This is a genomic window from Streptomyces sp. DSM 106670 (assembly GCF_055792845.1).
This window is the reverse complement of sequence record NZ_CM147704.1, coordinates 1,982,487-1,998,027: the sequence shown is the minus strand read 5'-3', so window position 1 is coordinate 1,998,027 and position 15,541 is coordinate 1,982,487. Positions and strand designations below refer to the sequence as shown.

General features: G+C 73.0%; 13 protein-coding genes. 8 read left to right on the top strand and 5 right to left on the bottom strand.

Annotated elements, in window-relative coordinates; genetic code table 11:
- Positions 1 to 42: 42 nt before the first annotated feature.
- Positions 43 to 279, top strand: coding sequence for a hypothetical protein (locus ACSMXR_RS08770; RefSeq protein WP_473171566.1), 237 nt, complete (start codon positions 43 to 45; stop codon positions 277 to 279).
- 87 nt (positions 280 to 366) lie between these two features.
- Here the strand turns inward: ACSMXR_RS08770 and ACSMXR_RS08765 are convergent, their stop codons facing one another.
- Complete coding sequence (locus ACSMXR_RS08765; RefSeq protein WP_137232863.1) at positions 367 to 1,626, bottom strand: MFS transporter; 1,260 nt, start codon at positions 1,624 to 1,626, stop codon at positions 367 to 369.
- Between the two features lie 315 nt (positions 1,627 to 1,941).
- Here ACSMXR_RS08765 and npdG point away from each other — a divergent pair, with 315 nt between their 5' ends.
- The 3 genes from npdG to ACSMXR_RS08750 all read left to right on the top strand — a co-directional run bounded on the left by npdG (position 1,942) and on the right by ACSMXR_RS08750 (position 4,207).
- Complete coding sequence (gene npdG / locus ACSMXR_RS08760) at positions 1,942 to 2,652, top strand: NADPH-dependent F420 reductase (protein ID WP_376184758.1); 711 nt, start codon at positions 1,942 to 1,944, stop codon at positions 2,650 to 2,652.
- 110 nt (positions 2,653 to 2,762) lie between these two features.
- Positions 2,763 to 2,945: a hypothetical protein gene (locus tag ACSMXR_RS08755; RefSeq protein ID WP_030080896.1), complete on the top strand. Its 183-nt coding sequence runs from the start codon at positions 2,763 to 2,765 to the stop codon at positions 2,943 to 2,945.
- A gap of 149 nt (positions 2,946 to 3,094) precedes the next feature.
- A complete protein-coding gene (locus ACSMXR_RS08750; RefSeq protein WP_473171565.1) occupies positions 3,095 to 4,207 on the top strand; it encodes an ABC transporter permease in 1,113 nt (370 codons plus the stop codon).
- Positions 4,208 to 4,244: 37 nt separating this feature from the next.
- Here ACSMXR_RS08750 and ACSMXR_RS08745 read toward each other — a convergent pair whose 3' ends face one another.
- Complete coding sequence (locus ACSMXR_RS08745) at positions 4,245 to 5,051, bottom strand: site-2 protease family protein (protein ID WP_364881752.1); 807 nt, start codon at positions 5,049 to 5,051, stop codon at positions 4,245 to 4,247.
- A gap of 172 nt (positions 5,052 to 5,223) precedes the next feature.
- Here ACSMXR_RS08745 and ACSMXR_RS08740 point away from each other — a divergent pair, with 172 nt between their 5' ends.
- On the top strand, positions 5,224 to 8,763 hold the full coding sequence (locus tag ACSMXR_RS08740; RefSeq protein WP_473171564.1) for an AfsR/SARP family transcriptional regulator: 3,540 nt from the start codon (positions 5,224 to 5,226) through the stop codon (positions 8,761 to 8,763).
- An 11-nt stretch (positions 8,764 to 8,774) separates the two neighbouring features.
- Here the strand turns inward: ACSMXR_RS08740 and ACSMXR_RS08735 are convergent, their stop codons facing one another.
- The 3 genes from ACSMXR_RS08735 to panB form a co-directional block, all read right to left on the bottom strand.
- Positions 8,775 to 9,635 carry an ABC transporter permease gene (locus ACSMXR_RS08735; RefSeq protein WP_137232818.1) on the bottom strand — a complete coding sequence of 287 codons (861 nt, stop codon included), beginning with the start codon at positions 9,633 to 9,635 and terminating at the stop codon, positions 8,775 to 8,777.
- Positions 9,632 to 10,645, bottom strand: a complete 1,014-nt coding sequence (locus ACSMXR_RS08730) for an ATP-binding cassette domain-containing protein (RefSeq protein ID WP_137232817.1) — start codon at positions 10,643 to 10,645, stop codon at positions 9,632 to 9,634. Before ACSMXR_RS08730 ends, ACSMXR_RS08735 begins: the two co-directional genes overlap by 4 nt.
- A 148-nt stretch (positions 10,646 to 10,793) precedes the next feature.
- The gene (panB, locus tag ACSMXR_RS08725; protein ID WP_137232816.1) at positions 10,794 to 11,684 is read right to left on the bottom strand and encodes a 3-methyl-2-oxobutanoate hydroxymethyltransferase; all 891 of its coding nucleotides are present in this window, start codon (positions 11,682 to 11,684) and stop codon (positions 10,794 to 10,796) included.
- Positions 11,685 to 11,861: 177 nt separating this feature from the next.
- On the opposite strand from panB, the gene ACSMXR_RS08720 reads away from it, so the two are divergent.
- The 3 genes from ACSMXR_RS08720 (at position 11,862) to ACSMXR_RS08710 (ending at position 15,539) form a co-directional block, all read left to right on the top strand.
- Positions 11,862 to 13,475 (top strand): DHA2 family efflux MFS transporter permease subunit, encoded by a 1,614-nt coding sequence (locus ACSMXR_RS08720; RefSeq protein WP_473171563.1) that lies wholly within the window; start codon positions 11,862 to 11,864, stop codon positions 13,473 to 13,475.
- A 147-nt stretch (positions 13,476 to 13,622) separates the two neighbouring features.
- Positions 13,623 to 14,300 (top strand): TetR/AcrR family transcriptional regulator, encoded by a 678-nt coding sequence (locus tag ACSMXR_RS08715; RefSeq protein ID WP_473171562.1) that lies wholly within the window; start codon positions 13,623 to 13,625, stop codon positions 14,298 to 14,300.
- A gap of 213 nt (positions 14,301 to 14,513) precedes the next feature.
- Entirely contained in the window at positions 14,514 to 15,539 is a 1,026-nt protein-coding gene (locus tag ACSMXR_RS08710; protein WP_137232813.1) for an endonuclease/exonuclease/phosphatase family protein, read from the top strand.
- Positions 15,540 to 15,541: the final 2 nt, after the last annotated feature.

Genomic DNA, 15,541 nt, shown 5'->3' with positions numbered 1-15,541 from the left:
AGCGGCCCCGGGGCACCATGGCAGGGAGGAAAGGAGCCGTCGATGGCCCTGTTCAAGAAGCGCACGGTCGGCAAACCGGGCGAATGGTACTACTGCCTGGAGCACAAGAAGGTCGAGGAGGGCCCGGAGTGCCCTGCCCAGAACCGCTTCGGCCCCTACACCTCCCGCGAGGCGGCCCAACACGCCATGGACACGGCCCGCGACCGCAACCTGGAGTGGGACACGGACCCGAAATGGCACGACAAGGACAAGGGCACCTCAAGCCCGTCCGGCGATTGAGGACATCTTTTCAGCCGCTCCGGCGCGTGGGGCCGCACCCCAGCCCGTCCGGCGCTTGAGGAGCGGGGTACGGGGCGGAGCCCCGGGTCACCCTTCCACCCGGGCCTCCCGCCTCCGCACCGCATCCTCATCCGTCTCCGAGTCGTACCGCACCAACTTCGGCAACGCGGCCGTCAACAGCACCACCGACGCCACGCACGCCACCCCGCCCGACCAGATCGCCGACCGGGTCCCCGTCCAGCCGGCCATCGCCCCGGCCCGCACCTGACCCAGCTGCGGGCCGACGCTGTACGAGAGCACCTCGATGCCCGCGAGCCGCCCCCGCAGCTCCTCCGGGATCGTCTGGTTCCAGATCGTCGCGCGCCCCAGCCCGCTCAGCATGTCGCCCGCCCCCGCCACCGCCAGGCACAGCAGCACCACCCACACGCTGGAGAACCAGCCCGCCGCCGCGATGGCCAGCCCCCACGCCACCGCGCCGAACACCACGAACAGCCCGTGCCTGCGCACCCGTGACGTCCAGCCGCTGGTCAGCCCCAGCACCAGCGAGCCGACCGAGCCCGCCGCGTACATCAGGCCCAGCGACCACTCCGCGTCCAGCTCGTCCGCCAGGAACGGGAAGATCGTGTTCGGGAAGGCGAAGAACATCGCCGCCAGGTCGATCGCGTACGTCCCCAGCAGCACCGGCCGGCTCCACGCGTACCGCGCGCCCTCGACGATCCCGCGCAGCGACGGCTTCTGCGCGTCACCGGCCGGCGGCGCGGGGGAGAGCCGCAGACAGAGCACGACGGAGACGGCGAACGTGCACACCGTCACCGCGTACGCCGTGCCGTGACCGGCGTACGCCACCACCAGACCGGCCAGCGCCGGGCCCGCGATGGCCCCGATCTGCCAGCGCAGCGAGTTCAGCGCGGCCGCCGCCGTCTGCTGCTTGTGCGGCACGATCCGGGCCATCAGCGAGTCCAGCGCGGGCCGCTGGAGCCCGGCGAGCGCGGACACCCCGCCGGCCACCACGTACAGCGGCCACAGCAGCGGCTCCGGAAGCAGGGCGTTCACCAGCAGGATCGCCGCCAGCACACCGAGCCCCGCCTCGGTCAGCAGAATGACCCGGCGGCGGTCCACCGAGTCCGCGAGCGCCCCGCCGTACAGCCCGAAGACCACCAGCGGCACCAGCTCGACCGCGCCCATCGCCCCGACCGCGAGCGGCGAGCCCGTGAGGTCCTTGATCTGGAGCGGCAGCGCGATGAGCGCCATGAAGCTGCCGAAGTACGTGATCAGACCCTGCACCCACAGCAGCCGGAAGTCCGCCGAGGAACGCCACGGCGCGAGGTCCGGCAGCAGGGCGCGGATCCGGGCCGACCACGGCGAGGACGGGGGAGCCGAGGCGGACGGGGGAGGAGTCGGGGAGCCGGAGGGCGAGGGAGGTGCTGAGGTCACGAGAGGCCATGATCCGTACTGCCGGGCGTTCCGGGCAAGCCCATATTCCGGTACGCCCCGGAACCGCCCTTCCGCCACCCCCGGGCCGCCCGCCACGGACGCCCGCCGGCCGCTCCCTCACCCGAACGGAGGACCGCGCGGCGACCGGGACGGAGGGCCGTTCGGCGACCGGGACCGAGGGCCCGCGAGGCGGCTTCCCGGGCGCTACCTGGCAGTAGGGTCGGCACCATGACTACACAGGACAGCGGCAGCGCGCCCAAGCCCCCCGCCAAGGACCCCTGGGACCTTCCCGACGTCTCCGGCCTGAGCGTCGGCGTGCTCGGCGGAACCGGCCCGCAGGGGCGCGGCCTCGCCTACCGGCTCGCCCGCGCCGGACAGCGGGTCACCCTCGGCTCCCGGGACGCCGGACGCGCCGCCGAGGCGGCCGCCGAGCTCGGCCACGGCGTCGAGGGAACGGACAACGCGGAGTGCGCCCGGCGCAGCGACATCGTGATCGTCGCCGTGCCGTGGGACGGCCACGCCAAGACCCTGGAATCCCTGCGCGAGGAGCTGGCGGGCAAGCTCGTCATCGACTGCGTCAACCCGCTCGGCTTCGACAAGAAGGGCGCCTACGCCCTCAAGCCGGAGGAGGGCAGCGCCGCCGAACAGGCCGCCGCCCTGCTGCCGGACTCCCGGGTCACCGCCGCCTTCCACCACCTCTCGGCCGTACTGCTCCAGGACGAGTCCATCGAGGAGATCGACACCGACGTCCTGGTCCTCGGCGAGGCACGGGCCGACACGGACATCGTGCAGGCGCTGGCGGGCCGTATCCCCGGGATGCGCGGCATCTTCGCGGGCCGGCTGCGCAACGCCCACCAGGTCGAGTCGCTGGTCGCCAACCTGATCTCGGTCAACCGCCGCTACAAGGCCCACGCCGGACTGCGCACCACCGACGTCTGACCGGGCCACGCCCCGCGGAAGGCTCCCGGGGCGGGGCGCAACGGGGCGACAACGGGGCATGGGGGACACTGGACGGGACCGCGACCCGTTCCCGACAGGAGTCGACCCCCATGCCCCGTATCGCTCTCTACGCCCTCGTCGTCTGCGTCCTCGCCGTCGCGGCGGCCGTGGTCTCCTTCGTACAGGGCAGTCTGCTCGGGATCGTCTGGGTGCTCATCGCGGGACTCTCGTCGAACATGACCTGGTACTACGTCCGCAGGCAGCGCGTGCTGACCGCCGCCGAAGCGGGCTGACCCTCCGCCCGCCCCTCCACCTCCCCGCCCCTCCGCCGTTCGGGTCGAGGGGCTCGCCCGTGGGGCGCGTCCCGGACACCGGGCGCCGCCCGGGGCCGACCATGTGACGGCCTCGCCACGGCCGTGGCGGGCCGACGAGGGAGGACCGCGTGGCAGACGCGAGGGACGACGGGTACGGGCCCGGATCCGGGGCCGGGGCCGGATCGACCGCACGGGCGGCGGAAGGGGACCGGGGCTTCCTGGGGGAGGTGCGCGACGCCGTCTCCACCCGGTCCGCGCTCGTCATGCTCGGGGTGCTCCTGCTGCAGCTGGGCTTCGCGCTCTCCTACATGGGCGCGTTCCACGCCCCCGAGCCGCACAAGGTGCCGATCACGCTGGTCGCCCCGCCCGCCGTCGAACGCGACCTGGTGGCCCGGCTCGACGCACTCCCCGGCGACCCCCTCCAGGTCACCCCGGTCGCGGACCGCGCCGAAGCACGGGCGCGGCTGCTGGACCGGCGTACCGACGCCGCCCTCGTGGTGGACCCGGCGAGCCGCAGGGACACCCTGCTCGTCGCCTCGGCGGGCGGCCCGTCGGCCACCACGGCGGCCACGGAGATCCTCCAGGAGGTCGCGCGGGCGCAGGAGCGGACCATCGTCGTACGCGACCTGCGCGCGCCCTCGGCGGGCGACTCGCGGGGCCTGTCGTCCTTCTACCTCGTCCTCAGCTGGACCATCGGCGGCTACCTCGCCGCCTCGGCCCTGAACATGGCGGCCGGCTCCAAGAAGCCCACCCTGCGCCGCACCCTGGTCCGGCTCGCCGCGATGCTCCCGTACGGCTTCGTCTCGGGCATCGGCGGCGCGCTCATCGTCGGCCCGGTGCTGGACTGCCTGCCGGGGGCGTTCTGGGAGCTGGTCGGGATCGGCACCCTGGTGGTGTTCGCCTCCGGCGCCGTGGGCGTCGCCCTCCAGTCGGTGGCGGGCACGGTCGGCCTGGGCCTGACCATCCTGATCTTCACGGTCCTGGGCAACCCCAGCTCCGGCGGGGTCTATCCGTCCTCGCTGCTGCCGCCGTTCTGGGCGGCGATCGGCCAGGCCCTGCCACCGGGGGCCGGGACGACCGTGGTGCGCAACACCGTCTACTTCGACGGCAACGCCACCACCGGAGCCCTGTGGATCCTCGGCGCCTGGGCGTTCGGCGGGGTGGCCGTGGCGATCCTCGCCGCCGCCCTGCGCGAGAAGCGGAAGCGGGAGCCCCGCCCGACGTCCGCCGTCCCGGCCTGAGGACGCGGGAACGGCGGCGCCCGTCCGGGCCGCGCGGTCAGCCCACCGCGCAGCCCGGATCCTGCTCGTCGAAGAGGCCCCGCCAGAAGCGGTAGAGGTCGTAGCCGCAGTACCGCTGGTACTCCTCGACGCCGAGTCCGCGCAGCAGGGCGTGGATCGCGTCGAAGAACACGATGTTCACCTCGGGGATCCACAGGATCGCGAACACCGCGATCAGCCCGAACGGTGCGATCGGCTCCACCTGACGCCGGATCTTGTACGAGAGCCAGGGCTCGATCACCCCGTAGCCGTCCAGGCCCGGGATCGGCAGGGAGTTCAGGATCGCCGCCGTCACCTGGAGCATCGCCAGGAACGCCAGCGCGTACTGAAAGGCGCGCGGCACCCCGTCCAGCGCGTCCAGCCAGAACGGGGCCGTGCAGACGATCGCGAACGCCACGTTCGTCAGCGGGCCCGCCGCCGAGATCAGGCTGTGCTTCCACCGGCCGTGGATCCGGCCGCGCTCGATGTACACCGCGCCGCCGGGCAGCCCGATCCCGCCCATGATCACGAAGAGCACCGGCAGCACGATGCTGAGCAGCGCGTGCGTGTACTTCAGCGGGTTGAGCGTCAGATAGCCCTTCGCGCCGACCGACAGATCCCCGCTGTGCAGCGCGGTACGGGCGTGCGCGTACTCGTGCAGACAGAGCGAGACGATCCAGGCCCCGGTGACGAACAGGAAGACCGCGAAGCCGGTGGCGTCCGCGAAACCCGTCCACACCGCCCAGCCCGCGACCGCGGTGACGGCGGCGATGCCGAGGAAGACCGGGCTGATCCTCCGGTCGCCGGTCCTGGTTGCGGTGGTCATCGGTGCTCGACTCCTGAGGTGGGGGACACGAAGGGCGGGTGGCCCCGGGCGCGGGCCCGGGAAGGGCGATCGTACGGTTTCGACGGTTCCGACAGGGCGGGAACGTCGGGGAAGGGCGACGGAGTTCCACCCTGTCAACGCCGCGCCCCGCACCGTCACGGACAATGGGCCCGTGCGCTACTGCATCCTCGGCACCACCCGGGCACTCCGCGACGACGGTACGGCCGTCGCCCTCGGCGGGGCGCGGCTGCGCGCCCTGCTCACCGTCCTCGCGCTGCGCCCCGGACGGACCGTCCCGGTCGGCGTCCTCGTCGACGAGGTGTGGGACGGCGACCCGCCCGCGGACGCGGCCGGCGCCCTCCAGGCCCTCGTCGGGCGGCTGCGGCGGGCCCTGGGCCGGAGCGCCGTCGAGTCCGTGGCGGGCGGCTACCGGCTCGCCGCCCCGCCGGACGCCGTGGACCTGCACCGGTTCGAGCGGCTGGCGGGGGAGGGGAGCCGGGCCCTGGAGGACGGCGACGCCACGAGCGCCCTCGCCGTCCTGGGGGAGGCCCTCGCCCTGTGGAACGGGCCCGCCCTCGCCGATCTGCCCGACCGTACGGCGACCGCGTCCCGCTGGGAGGCCCGCAGGCTCGACGCGCGCCGCGCCGCGTTCGGCGCCCTCCTCGCCCTCGGCAGACCGGGGGCCGCGCTGCCCGAGCTCGCCGCGCTCTGCGACGCCCACCCGCTCGACGAACCGCTCCAGGTCCTGCGCATCACGGCCCTGCGGGACGCCGGACGCCCCGCGGAGGCGCTGGCCGCGTACGAGGAGGTCCGCACCCTCCTCGACGACCGCCTCGGCACCGCGCCGGGCCCGGCCCTGCGCGCCCTGCACACGGAGCTCCTCCACCAGGACCCGGCCGAGCCGACGCCTGCGGGCCCGGAGCCCTCGGACCCGGCCCAGGTCCCGGACCCGGCCCAGGTCTTGGACCCGGCCGGCCCGGAGCCCGCGCCTGCCACCGCGCCCGCGCCCGCCTCCGGAACCGCCCCCGCAACCGGCACGGCCCCCACCCCGGCGACCCCGCCCCCGGCCCAGGCACCGGCACCACCCGCCCAACCGTCACCGCCATCACCGGCGGCCCCACCCCCGCCTCCGCCCGCCTACGGAAACCTCCGGGCCCGGCTCACCAGCTTCGTCGGCCGCGACACCGATATCGCCACCCTGCGCGAGGACCTCGGCCGTGCCCGGCTCGTCACCCTGCTCGGCCCCGGCGGCGCCGGAAAGACCCGGCTGTCCCAGGAGGCCGCGGAGGCCGCCGCCGAGGCCTGGCCCGACGGCGTCTGGCTCGCCGAACTGGCCCCCGTCGACGACCCGGACATCGTGCCCGAAGCCGTCCTGACGGCACTCGGCGCCCGGGAGACCGTGCTGCGCGGTGCCGGGGCCGAGGAGCTGCGGGCCACCGACCGCACCGGCGCCGACCCCCTCGTACGCCTCACCGAGCACTGCGCCCCGCGCCGGATGCTGCTCCTGCTGGACAACTGCGAGCACGTCGTCGGGGCGGCCGCCGCCCTCACCGACCATCTGCTGACCCGGTGCCCCCAGCTCACCGTCCTCGCCACCAGCCGCGAACCCCTCGGCGTACCGGGCGAGTTCGTCCGCCCCGTCGAACCGCTGCCCGACCCGATGGCGCTGCGTCTGCTCGCCGAGCGCGGGGCCGCCGCCCGCCCCGGCTTCCGTACCGACGCGGACGAGGCGACCGCGGCCGCCTGCGCCGAGATCTGCCGACGCCTGGACGGGCTGCCGCTCGCCATCGAACTGGCCGCCGCCCGGCTGCGGATGCTCACCCCGCGCCAGATCGCCGACCGGCTCGACGACCGCTTCCGCCTCCTCACCAGCGGCAGCCGGACCGTGCTGCCCCGCCAGCAGACCCTGCGCGCCGTCGTCGACTGGTCCTGGGACCTGCTCGACGCCGCCGAACGCGCCGTGCTGCGCCGCCTCTCCGTCTTCGCCGGAGGCTGCTCGCTGGCCGCCGCCGAGGAGGTCTGCGCCCTGCCCGCACCGGCCGACGGCGTCACCGTGGACGCTTGGGACGTCGCGCCCCTGCTCGGCTCCCTCGTCGACAAGTCCCTTGTTGTGGCCGCGCCGGGCGACGACGAGCAGATGCGCTACCGGCTGCTGGAGACGGTCGGCGAGTACGCCGCCGAGCGTCTCGACGAGGCCGCCGAACGGGAGGCGGTGGGACGCCGCCATCTGACCCACTACCGCGAGCTGGCCCGGATCACCGGACCGAAGGTGCGCGGCAGCGGACAGCGGGCGGCCATCGCGGTCTTCCAGCGGGAGTACGAGAACCTGCGCACCGCGCTCCGCCACGCCGTCGCCGTACGGGACGAGCACGAGGCGCTGTGCATCGTGCTGTCGATGGCCTGGTACTGGATGCTGCGCGATCTGCGCTCGGACGCCCGCCAGTGGGGCGAGTCCGCCGCCTCGCTCGGCCCCGACCCCTTCGCCGCGCCCGGCGTCCGGGCCCCCTCGCTGTCGGAGCGGGCCACCGACCGGCCGCCGCCGATGGACGACGAGCAGCTCGCGGAGGCGCGGCGCGGGGTGTCCCTGATCCAGCTGGCCGGTGTGGACGACGCGATCGGCGTCTGGTCGACCCCGGCGGGCAAGGCGCGCCTGAGGATCATCGCGGACACCTACCGGCCCGGCCTGCCGCAGACCTGCCGGCTGCCCGGAACGTTCTGGCTGTTCGCGATCATGCTCACCGGTGATCTGGACCAGCTGCACACGGTGCTCGACGAGACGGTCCGGGTCTCCCGGGGCCTCGGCGACGAGTGGGAGCTGGGCTCCGCGCTCCACACCCGGGCCAACCTCCTGGCCAACAGCCCCGAGCTGGTGGCGGACGCCCGCGCCGACGCCGACGAGAGCCTGGAGATCTACATCCGGCTGGGCGACGACTGGGGCGCCGCCGAGGCGCTCTCGGCGCGGGGCGAGGCCAACGAGCGGGCCGGTGAGTTCCTGGCGGCCCTCGACGACTACCGGGCCGCCGTGGAGTACGCGCGGAAGATCGGCGCCCAGAGCCAGGTGGGGCTGTTGCGCGCCCGGTACGCCGGCGCCCTCATCGAGCTCGGCCGCCTCCCGGAGGCCGAGACGATCCTGCGGGACGTCACCGAGAACAGCCGGCAGTTGGGCCACGAGGCGACGCCGATGGCCCGTATGCACCTGGTCTTCGTCCTCGGGCTCCAGGGGCGGGTGGACGAGGCCCGCGAGCAGGCGGAGCTGGTCCGGATGGATTTCAGGTCGCGCGACGTCGCCATCTTCGGCGGCTTCGTCTACGGCGTGCTGGCCTGGCTGGACAACCTCGACGGCGACCACGCCTCCGCCCTCGGCAACGGGCTGACCGCGCTGACCGCCGCGCGGGAGCCGCTGTCGATGATGGTGGCCCCGCAGATGCCCTCGGCCCATCTGACGGCCATCGCCCAGGCGCTCGCCGGATTCGGCGACGCCGACGCGGCGAGGGACGGCGCCCGGCTGCTGGCGTTCCAGGCGACGCTTCTGCCGAAGGGCCATGTGCCGAGCGTGATGGAGGCCCGCAATCTGGTGCTCGCCGACCGGGCCGTCCGCGCCCGGCTCGACGACGCGGCGTACACGGCGGCGTACGCGGAGGGCGGCGGCCTCACTCTCGACGAGGCCACCGCCCTGGCGGAGACGTACCGGCGGGCCCACCCGCCTGCCTGAGACCCGTTCGCTCAGGCCTTCTTGCGGAACTTGGAGACGGCCAGCGGAGCCATCACCAGCGTGATGCCGGCGGCCCAGGCGAGCGTGATCCAGACGGAGTTCGCGACCGGGCCGCCCATCATCAGGCCGCGCACCGCGTCCGCGAGGTTGGACAGCGGGTTGTAGTCGGTGAACGCCTGGAGCCAGCCCGGCATGGTCGTCGGCGGGGCGAAGATGGAGGACCCGAACTGCAGGGGCATCAGCACCAGCATTCCCATCCCCTGGACCGCCTGGGCCGTCTTCATGGCGAGCCCGAGCACGATGAAGATCCACATGATGGCGGCGCCGAACACCGCCGACAGGGCCACGGCCTCCAGCAGCCCGAGCACCGATGTGCCCAGGGTCATGCCGAGGGCGAAGCCCATCGCGAGCAGGATGGTGATGGCGACCATCATCCGGCCCAGCTCGACCACGATCTTGGCGATCAGCACCGAGGAGCGGGCGATCGGCATCGTCCGGAACCGGTCCATGACGCCCTTGCGGAAGTCGTCGTTGACGCCGGTGCCGACGGCCATGGCGATGTTCATGCCCATCATCGCCATCAGCCCCGGCACCAGGTAGTTCAGGTAGTCCTGCCGGTCCCCGCCGAGGCTGCCGCCGACCGAGCCGCCGAAGACGTACACGAACAGCAGCGTGAAGATGATCGGCATCAGAAGGACGTCGAACATCGACTCCGGGTCCTTCTTGATCTGGAGCAGATTGCGCCGCGCCAGGGCCCCGATGTGCCGCAGGTTGGCCCGCAGGCCGATCCGCCCCTCCTCGGCCGCGGCGGCCTTCGTCGGGGTGGTGCCCGCGGACCCGGCGGGGGCCGGGGACAGTGTCGTGGTGCTCATGCGGCGACCTCCTGGGGAGCCTGGTCGGAAAGGGGTGCGGCCTTGTCGCCGGTGATCGCGAGGAACACCTCGTCGAGGCTGGGCAGCGCGGTGGCGACGTGGGCGAGGGAGAACCCCCGGACGCCCAGCAGCCCGATCACCGCGGTCAGCTGCTCGTCGCTGAGGATCGGCACGTACAGCAGTCCTTCGTCCGGTACGGCCTGCGCCCCGGCGACACCGTCGAGCCCGGCCTCCCGGATCGCCTGCGCCATCGCGGCCAGCTCCGCCGGGTCCGACGGCCGGATCTGGAGGGTGCGGCCGCCGACCTTCGCCTTCAGCTCGTCGACCCCGCCCCGGGCGATGATCTTCCCCCGGTCGATCACCGTCAGCTCCTTGGCGAGCTGCTCGGCCTCCTCCATGTACTGGGTGGTCAGCAGTACGGTCGCGCCCTCGGCGACCATCCGCTGCACCTCGTCCCAGACCTCGTTACGGGTCCGGGGGTCGAGCCCGGTCGTCGGCTCGTCCAGGTAGAGGACGGCGGGGCTGCCGATCATCGAGGCGGCCAGGTCGAGCCGGCGGCGCATTCCGCCGGAGTACTCCATGCAGGCCCGCTTGGCGGCCTCGGTGAGCGAGAACCGCTCCAGCAGCTCGTCGGCGCGGGCCCTCGCCTTCTTGCGGGGCAGATCGAGCAGCCGCCCGATCATGTAGAGGTTCTCCCAGCCGGAGAGCTTCTCGTCGACCGAGGCGTACTGCCCGGTCAGACCGATGGTGCGGCGGAGCTGCCGGGGCTGCTTCACCACGTCGTAGCCCGCGACGACCGCGTGCCCCGCGTCGGGCGTGATCAGGGTGGACAGACAGCGTACGAGGGTGGTCTTGCCGGCGCCGTTGGGGCCGAGCACACCGAGGACGGTGCCTTCGCGGACATCGAGGTCCACGCCGTCCAGTGCCTTGGTCTCGCCGTAGTGCTTGACCAGCCCCCGCACCTCGACGGCGTTCCGGCCGCTGCTGGGGTTCTTGTCGATTCGTTCCATGTCCACCAGCAGACCAGCGCCCGCCGACAGCTCACCGACAGCCCGCCGACACGGCCCGGCGGCGGCCGCCGGGCAGGCGACAGCCCGCCGATGGGGGATGTCGGCGGGCTGTCGGTGGTGCGGGAAATGGCTGGTGAGGCCCGGCGGGTCAGTGGAAGGTGTGCTCCGGCGCCGGGAACGTACCGCCGACGACCTCGTCCGCGAACTCCTTCGCCGCGTCGCCGAGGACCTGGCGGAGATTCGCGTACTGCTTGGTGAAGCGCGGCACCTTGCCGCCGGTCAGCCCGACCATGTCGGTGTAGACCAGCACCTGCGCGTCGGTCGCGGAACCGGCGCCGATCCCGACGGTCGGGATGTGCAGCGTACGGGTGACCTCGGCGGCCAGCTCGGCGGGCACCAGCTCCAGCACCACGGCGAACGCGCCCGCGTCCTGGACGGCCTTGGCGTCGCGCAGCAGCTGCTGCGCGGCCTCCTCGCCGCGGCCCTGCACCCGGTAGCCCATCGCGTTGACGGACTGCGGGGTCAGACCGATGTGGCCCATGACCGGGATACCGGCCTCGACCAGCAGCCGGATCTGCTCGTGGGACCGCTCGCCGCCCTCCAGCTTGACCGCGCCGACGCCCGACTCCTTGATCAGCCGGGTGGCGTTGCGCAGCGCCTGGACGGGACCTTCCTGGTACGAGCCGAAGGGCAGGTCGGCGACGATCAGGGCCCGCTTGGTGCCGCGTACGACGGCGGCGGACAGCATGGCGATCTCGTCCATCGTGACGGGCACGGTGGTCTCGTAGCCGAGGTGGACATTGCCCATCGAGTCCCCGACGAGCATGACCGGGATCCCGGCCTCGTCGAAGACGGACGCGGTCATCGCGTCGTAGGCGGTGAGCATGGGCCACTTCTCGCCGCGCTCGGTGGCGGCGGCGATGTCGTGGACGGTGATGCGGCGGGTGGACTTCCCTCCGTACAGCGCTTTGCTGCTGTCGGCGGGGGAAGCGGCGCCACCTGCGGGGGAGGACTGATTCTGCGCAGCCTGAAGCGACATGGCCAACGGCTCCTTCGTCATCTCGAGGCGCCCTGACGGCGTCCCCGGATCCCTTCCATGGTGGCATCCCGCCCGGCCGATCGGGAAGTGGGCCCGCACACGGCGCACCGGAGGCCCTGGGGCAAAGCTTTAACAATACGAGACGGTCTCGTATCGAAATGGGTCTAGGATCGTCCCATGTCCATACCGTCCGGCGCTCCCGCCGCGCCCGCCGTGCCTCGTGTTCCCGAGGCGATCCACCGCCGCCGCTGGTGGATCCTCACCGTCCTCATGTTCAGCCTGCTCATCGTGGTGCTGGACAACTCGATCCTGAACGTCGCGGTCAAGACGATCGCGAGCCCCGCCCCCACCGGCATCGGCGCCACCCAGAGCGAGCTGGAGTGGGCGATCAACTCCTACACGCTCGTCTTCGCCGGGCTGCTGTTCACCGCCGGGCTGCTGGGCGACCGCATCGGCCGCAAGAAGGTCCTCCTCGCCGGCACCCTGGTCTTCGGCCTCGGCTCCGCGCTGGCCGCCTTCTCCGGCTCGCCCGGTGAGCTGATCACCTGGCGGGCGCTGATGGGCTTCGGCGCGGCCTTCGTGATGCCCGCCACCCTCGCCGTCCTGATGAACGTCTTCGAACGCGACGAGCAGCCCCGGGCCATCGGCATCTGGGCGGGCAGCGTCGGCCTCGGCATCGCCATCGGCCCGATCACCGGCGGACTGCTCCTGGAGCACTTCTGGTGGGGCTCGATCTTCCTGGTGAACGTCCCCGTGGTCGTGATCGCCCTGGTCGCCATGGCGATCCTGGTCCCCGACTCCCGCGACCCGAAGCCCGGCAAGGTCGACCCGGTGGGCGTCGCGCTGTCCATCGTGGGTCTGGTCCTGCTGGTGTACGGGATCATCCGGGGCGGCGAACTGGCCGACTTCACCGACACCACCGTCCTCCTCGCCATCGTCGGCGGGCTCCTCGTCCTGGCCGGATTCGTCTGGCACGAGAAGCGCAGCAGCCACCCGGCGATCGACATCTCGTACTTCCGCGAGCCCGCGTTCGCCGCCGCCGTCGCCGCCATAGCGCTGGTCTTCTTCGCGCTGATGGGCGTGACCTTCTTCTCCGCCTTCTACCTCCAGAGCGTGCGCGGTTACACCGCCCTGGAATCGGGCCTGCTGATCGTTCCGCTCGCGGCCGCCCAGATGATCTTCGCGCCCCGGGCCCGGCTGGTCGTCGACCGCTTCGGCGCCCGCGCGGTCTGCACGGTGGGCATGCTGCTCGTCGCCGCCGGACTCGCCGCGTTCGCCCTGTTCGGCGCCGGTACGCCGGTGTGGGTGATGTGCCTCGTCTTCTTCGTCCAGGGCACCGGGATGGCGCACATCATGCCGCCCGTCACCGTCGCCGTGATGCAGGCGCTGCCCCGCGAGAAGGCCGGTTCCGGTTCGGCCATCAACAACACCTTCCGCCAGGTCGGCGGCGCGCTCGGCATCGCGGTCCTCGGCTCGGTGCTCTCGACCGTCTACCGGGGCGACATCGAGGGCCACCTCGGCGCGGTACCGGCCGGAGTCAGGGGGGTGGCGGGCGAGTCCATCGAGGCCACGCTCGGCGTCGCCGAGAAGCTCGGCCCGGTGGCCGGAAAGCCTCTGGTCGCCGCCGCCAACGACGCGTTCATCGGCGCCATGCACGTGACCGCGCTCGGCTCGGCGGCCGTCGCCCTGATCGGCGCCGTCGTCGTCGGCCTGTTCCTGCCCGGCCGGACCCCCGCGGAGACCGCGGCCCCGGCGGACCACCGGCCCGCGGAGAAACAGCCGGTGCGCTGACGCCGCGGTGAGGCCCGTCGCCCCGCGCACCCCGGGTCGGCGAGAATCGGGGCGACGTTCGTACGTACGCGGGACGTCAGGCGGACGTACGGCACTCGTACGGCGCTCGTACGAGGAAGAGCGGCGCGGGTGGAGAGGCGGCTTCAGGTGCAAGGCCAGCAAGGCCAGGACGACGACCGGGACCGGTGCGGGGCACGGGCCGGAGGTGAGCCGCCGACCGGGGCGGCGGATCCGGAGCCCCGCCGCGGCCGGCCCCGTTCCGCCGCGGCGGAACGGGCGATCCTGGACGCCGTCATCGCCCTCCTGGAGGCGGGCGAGCCGCTGGCGGGCCTCTCCATCGAGCGCATCGCGCGCACGGCGGGCGTCGGCAAGGCCACCATCTACCGCCGCTGGAGCGGAAAGGAGGAGCTCTTCGTCGACGTCGTACGCGACATGGAGCCCACCGACCCGCCGGTCTCCGGCACCGCCGGACTCGCCGATCTGCGCGTGATGCTGGAATCGCTGCGCACCCGGGGCCTCGCCCAGCGTTCCTCGGTGCTCCTGGTCAACATCTTCGCCCAGATGAAGAGCCACCCGAAGTTGTGGGAGGAGTACCACGGCACGGTGATCGCCCCCCGGCGCGTCGCGATGCTGGAGGCGGTGCGGCGCGCCGTGGCCGCCGGGGAACTGCGCGACGACCTCGACGTGGAACTGATCGACGACCTCTTCGTCGGCCCCATGCTCGTCCGCACGGTCCACCGCCCCGACGCATCGCTGCCCGACGACCTCGCGGACCGCATCATCACCGCGCTGCTGCAGGGCCTCGCCCCGACAGCACGTGCCTGATCAGGGCAGGCGCGATCGGTACGAGTGTGATCGTTCTGTCACAAGGCGCCCCGGCCGGCCCCGGCCCGGAACCTCTCGTCCCGTCTCCGCCGTCCTGCACGTCGAAAGGCCGACGCCGGGATCGACGGCGGGGTCGACGGCGAGAATGCCGCCGCTCATCACCTAGGGTCGAGAGCGCGGCGATGTGCAGGGCAAGGCAGTGAGGACAGCGCGATGGTGCAGGCGTACGGAGCGGACACGGGCAACGGCAGCGCGGAGCAGCCGGAAACCGGCGGGTCCCGCTTCCGGGGCCTGCGGGACAGACTGACGTCCGACCGGGGCATCTGGCGGCGCGGGATCGTGCTGGCCCTCTGCTCGGTGCTGCTGACCCTGCTGATGGTCGTCCACGCGCGGATCCCCAACCGGGTCGGCAACCTCGGCAGTCTCATCGAGACGTTCCTGCCGTGGGTCGCGGTCTTCATCCCGGTGCTGCTGGTCCTGGCCCTGGTGCGGCGCTCCGCGACCGCGCTGATCGCGCTGCTGCTGCCCGCCGTGGTCTGGCTCAACGTGTTCGGCGGCCTGCTCACCGACAAGTCCGGCAGCGGCGGCGACCTCACCGTCGCCACCCACAACGTCAACGCCGGCAACCCCGATCCCGACGGCACCGCCCAGCAGGTCGCCGGTTCCGGGGCGGACGTCGTGGCGCTCCAGGAACTCCCGGGCAAGCAGGTCTCCACGTACGAGAAGTCGCTGGCCGGCCGCTACCCGTACCACTCGGTCCAGGGCACCGTGGGCCTGTGGAGCAAGTACCCGCTGGCCGACACCAGGCCCGTCGACATCAAGATGGGCTGGACCCGGGCGATGCGCTCCACGGTCAAGACGCCGCAGGGCGAGGTCGCGGTGTACGTGGCCCACCTGCCGTCCGTCCGCGTGAAGCTGCACGCCGGATTCACCGCCAACCAGCGCGACAACAGCGCCGACGCGCTCGGCGAGGCCATCGCCGACGAACGGGTCGAGCGCGTCGTCCTGCTCGGCGACCTGAACGGCACGATGAACGACCGCTCGCTGAACGCGGTCACCTCCCAGATGCGTTCCACCCAGGGCGCGGCGGGCGACGGCTTCGGCTTCAGCTGGCCCGCGTCCTTCCCGATGGCCCGCATCGACCAGATCATGGTCAAGGGGGTCGAGCCGAAGTCCTCCTGGACGCTCTCGGCGACCGACAGCGACCACCTCCCGATCGCGGCCCGAGTGGAGCTGTGACG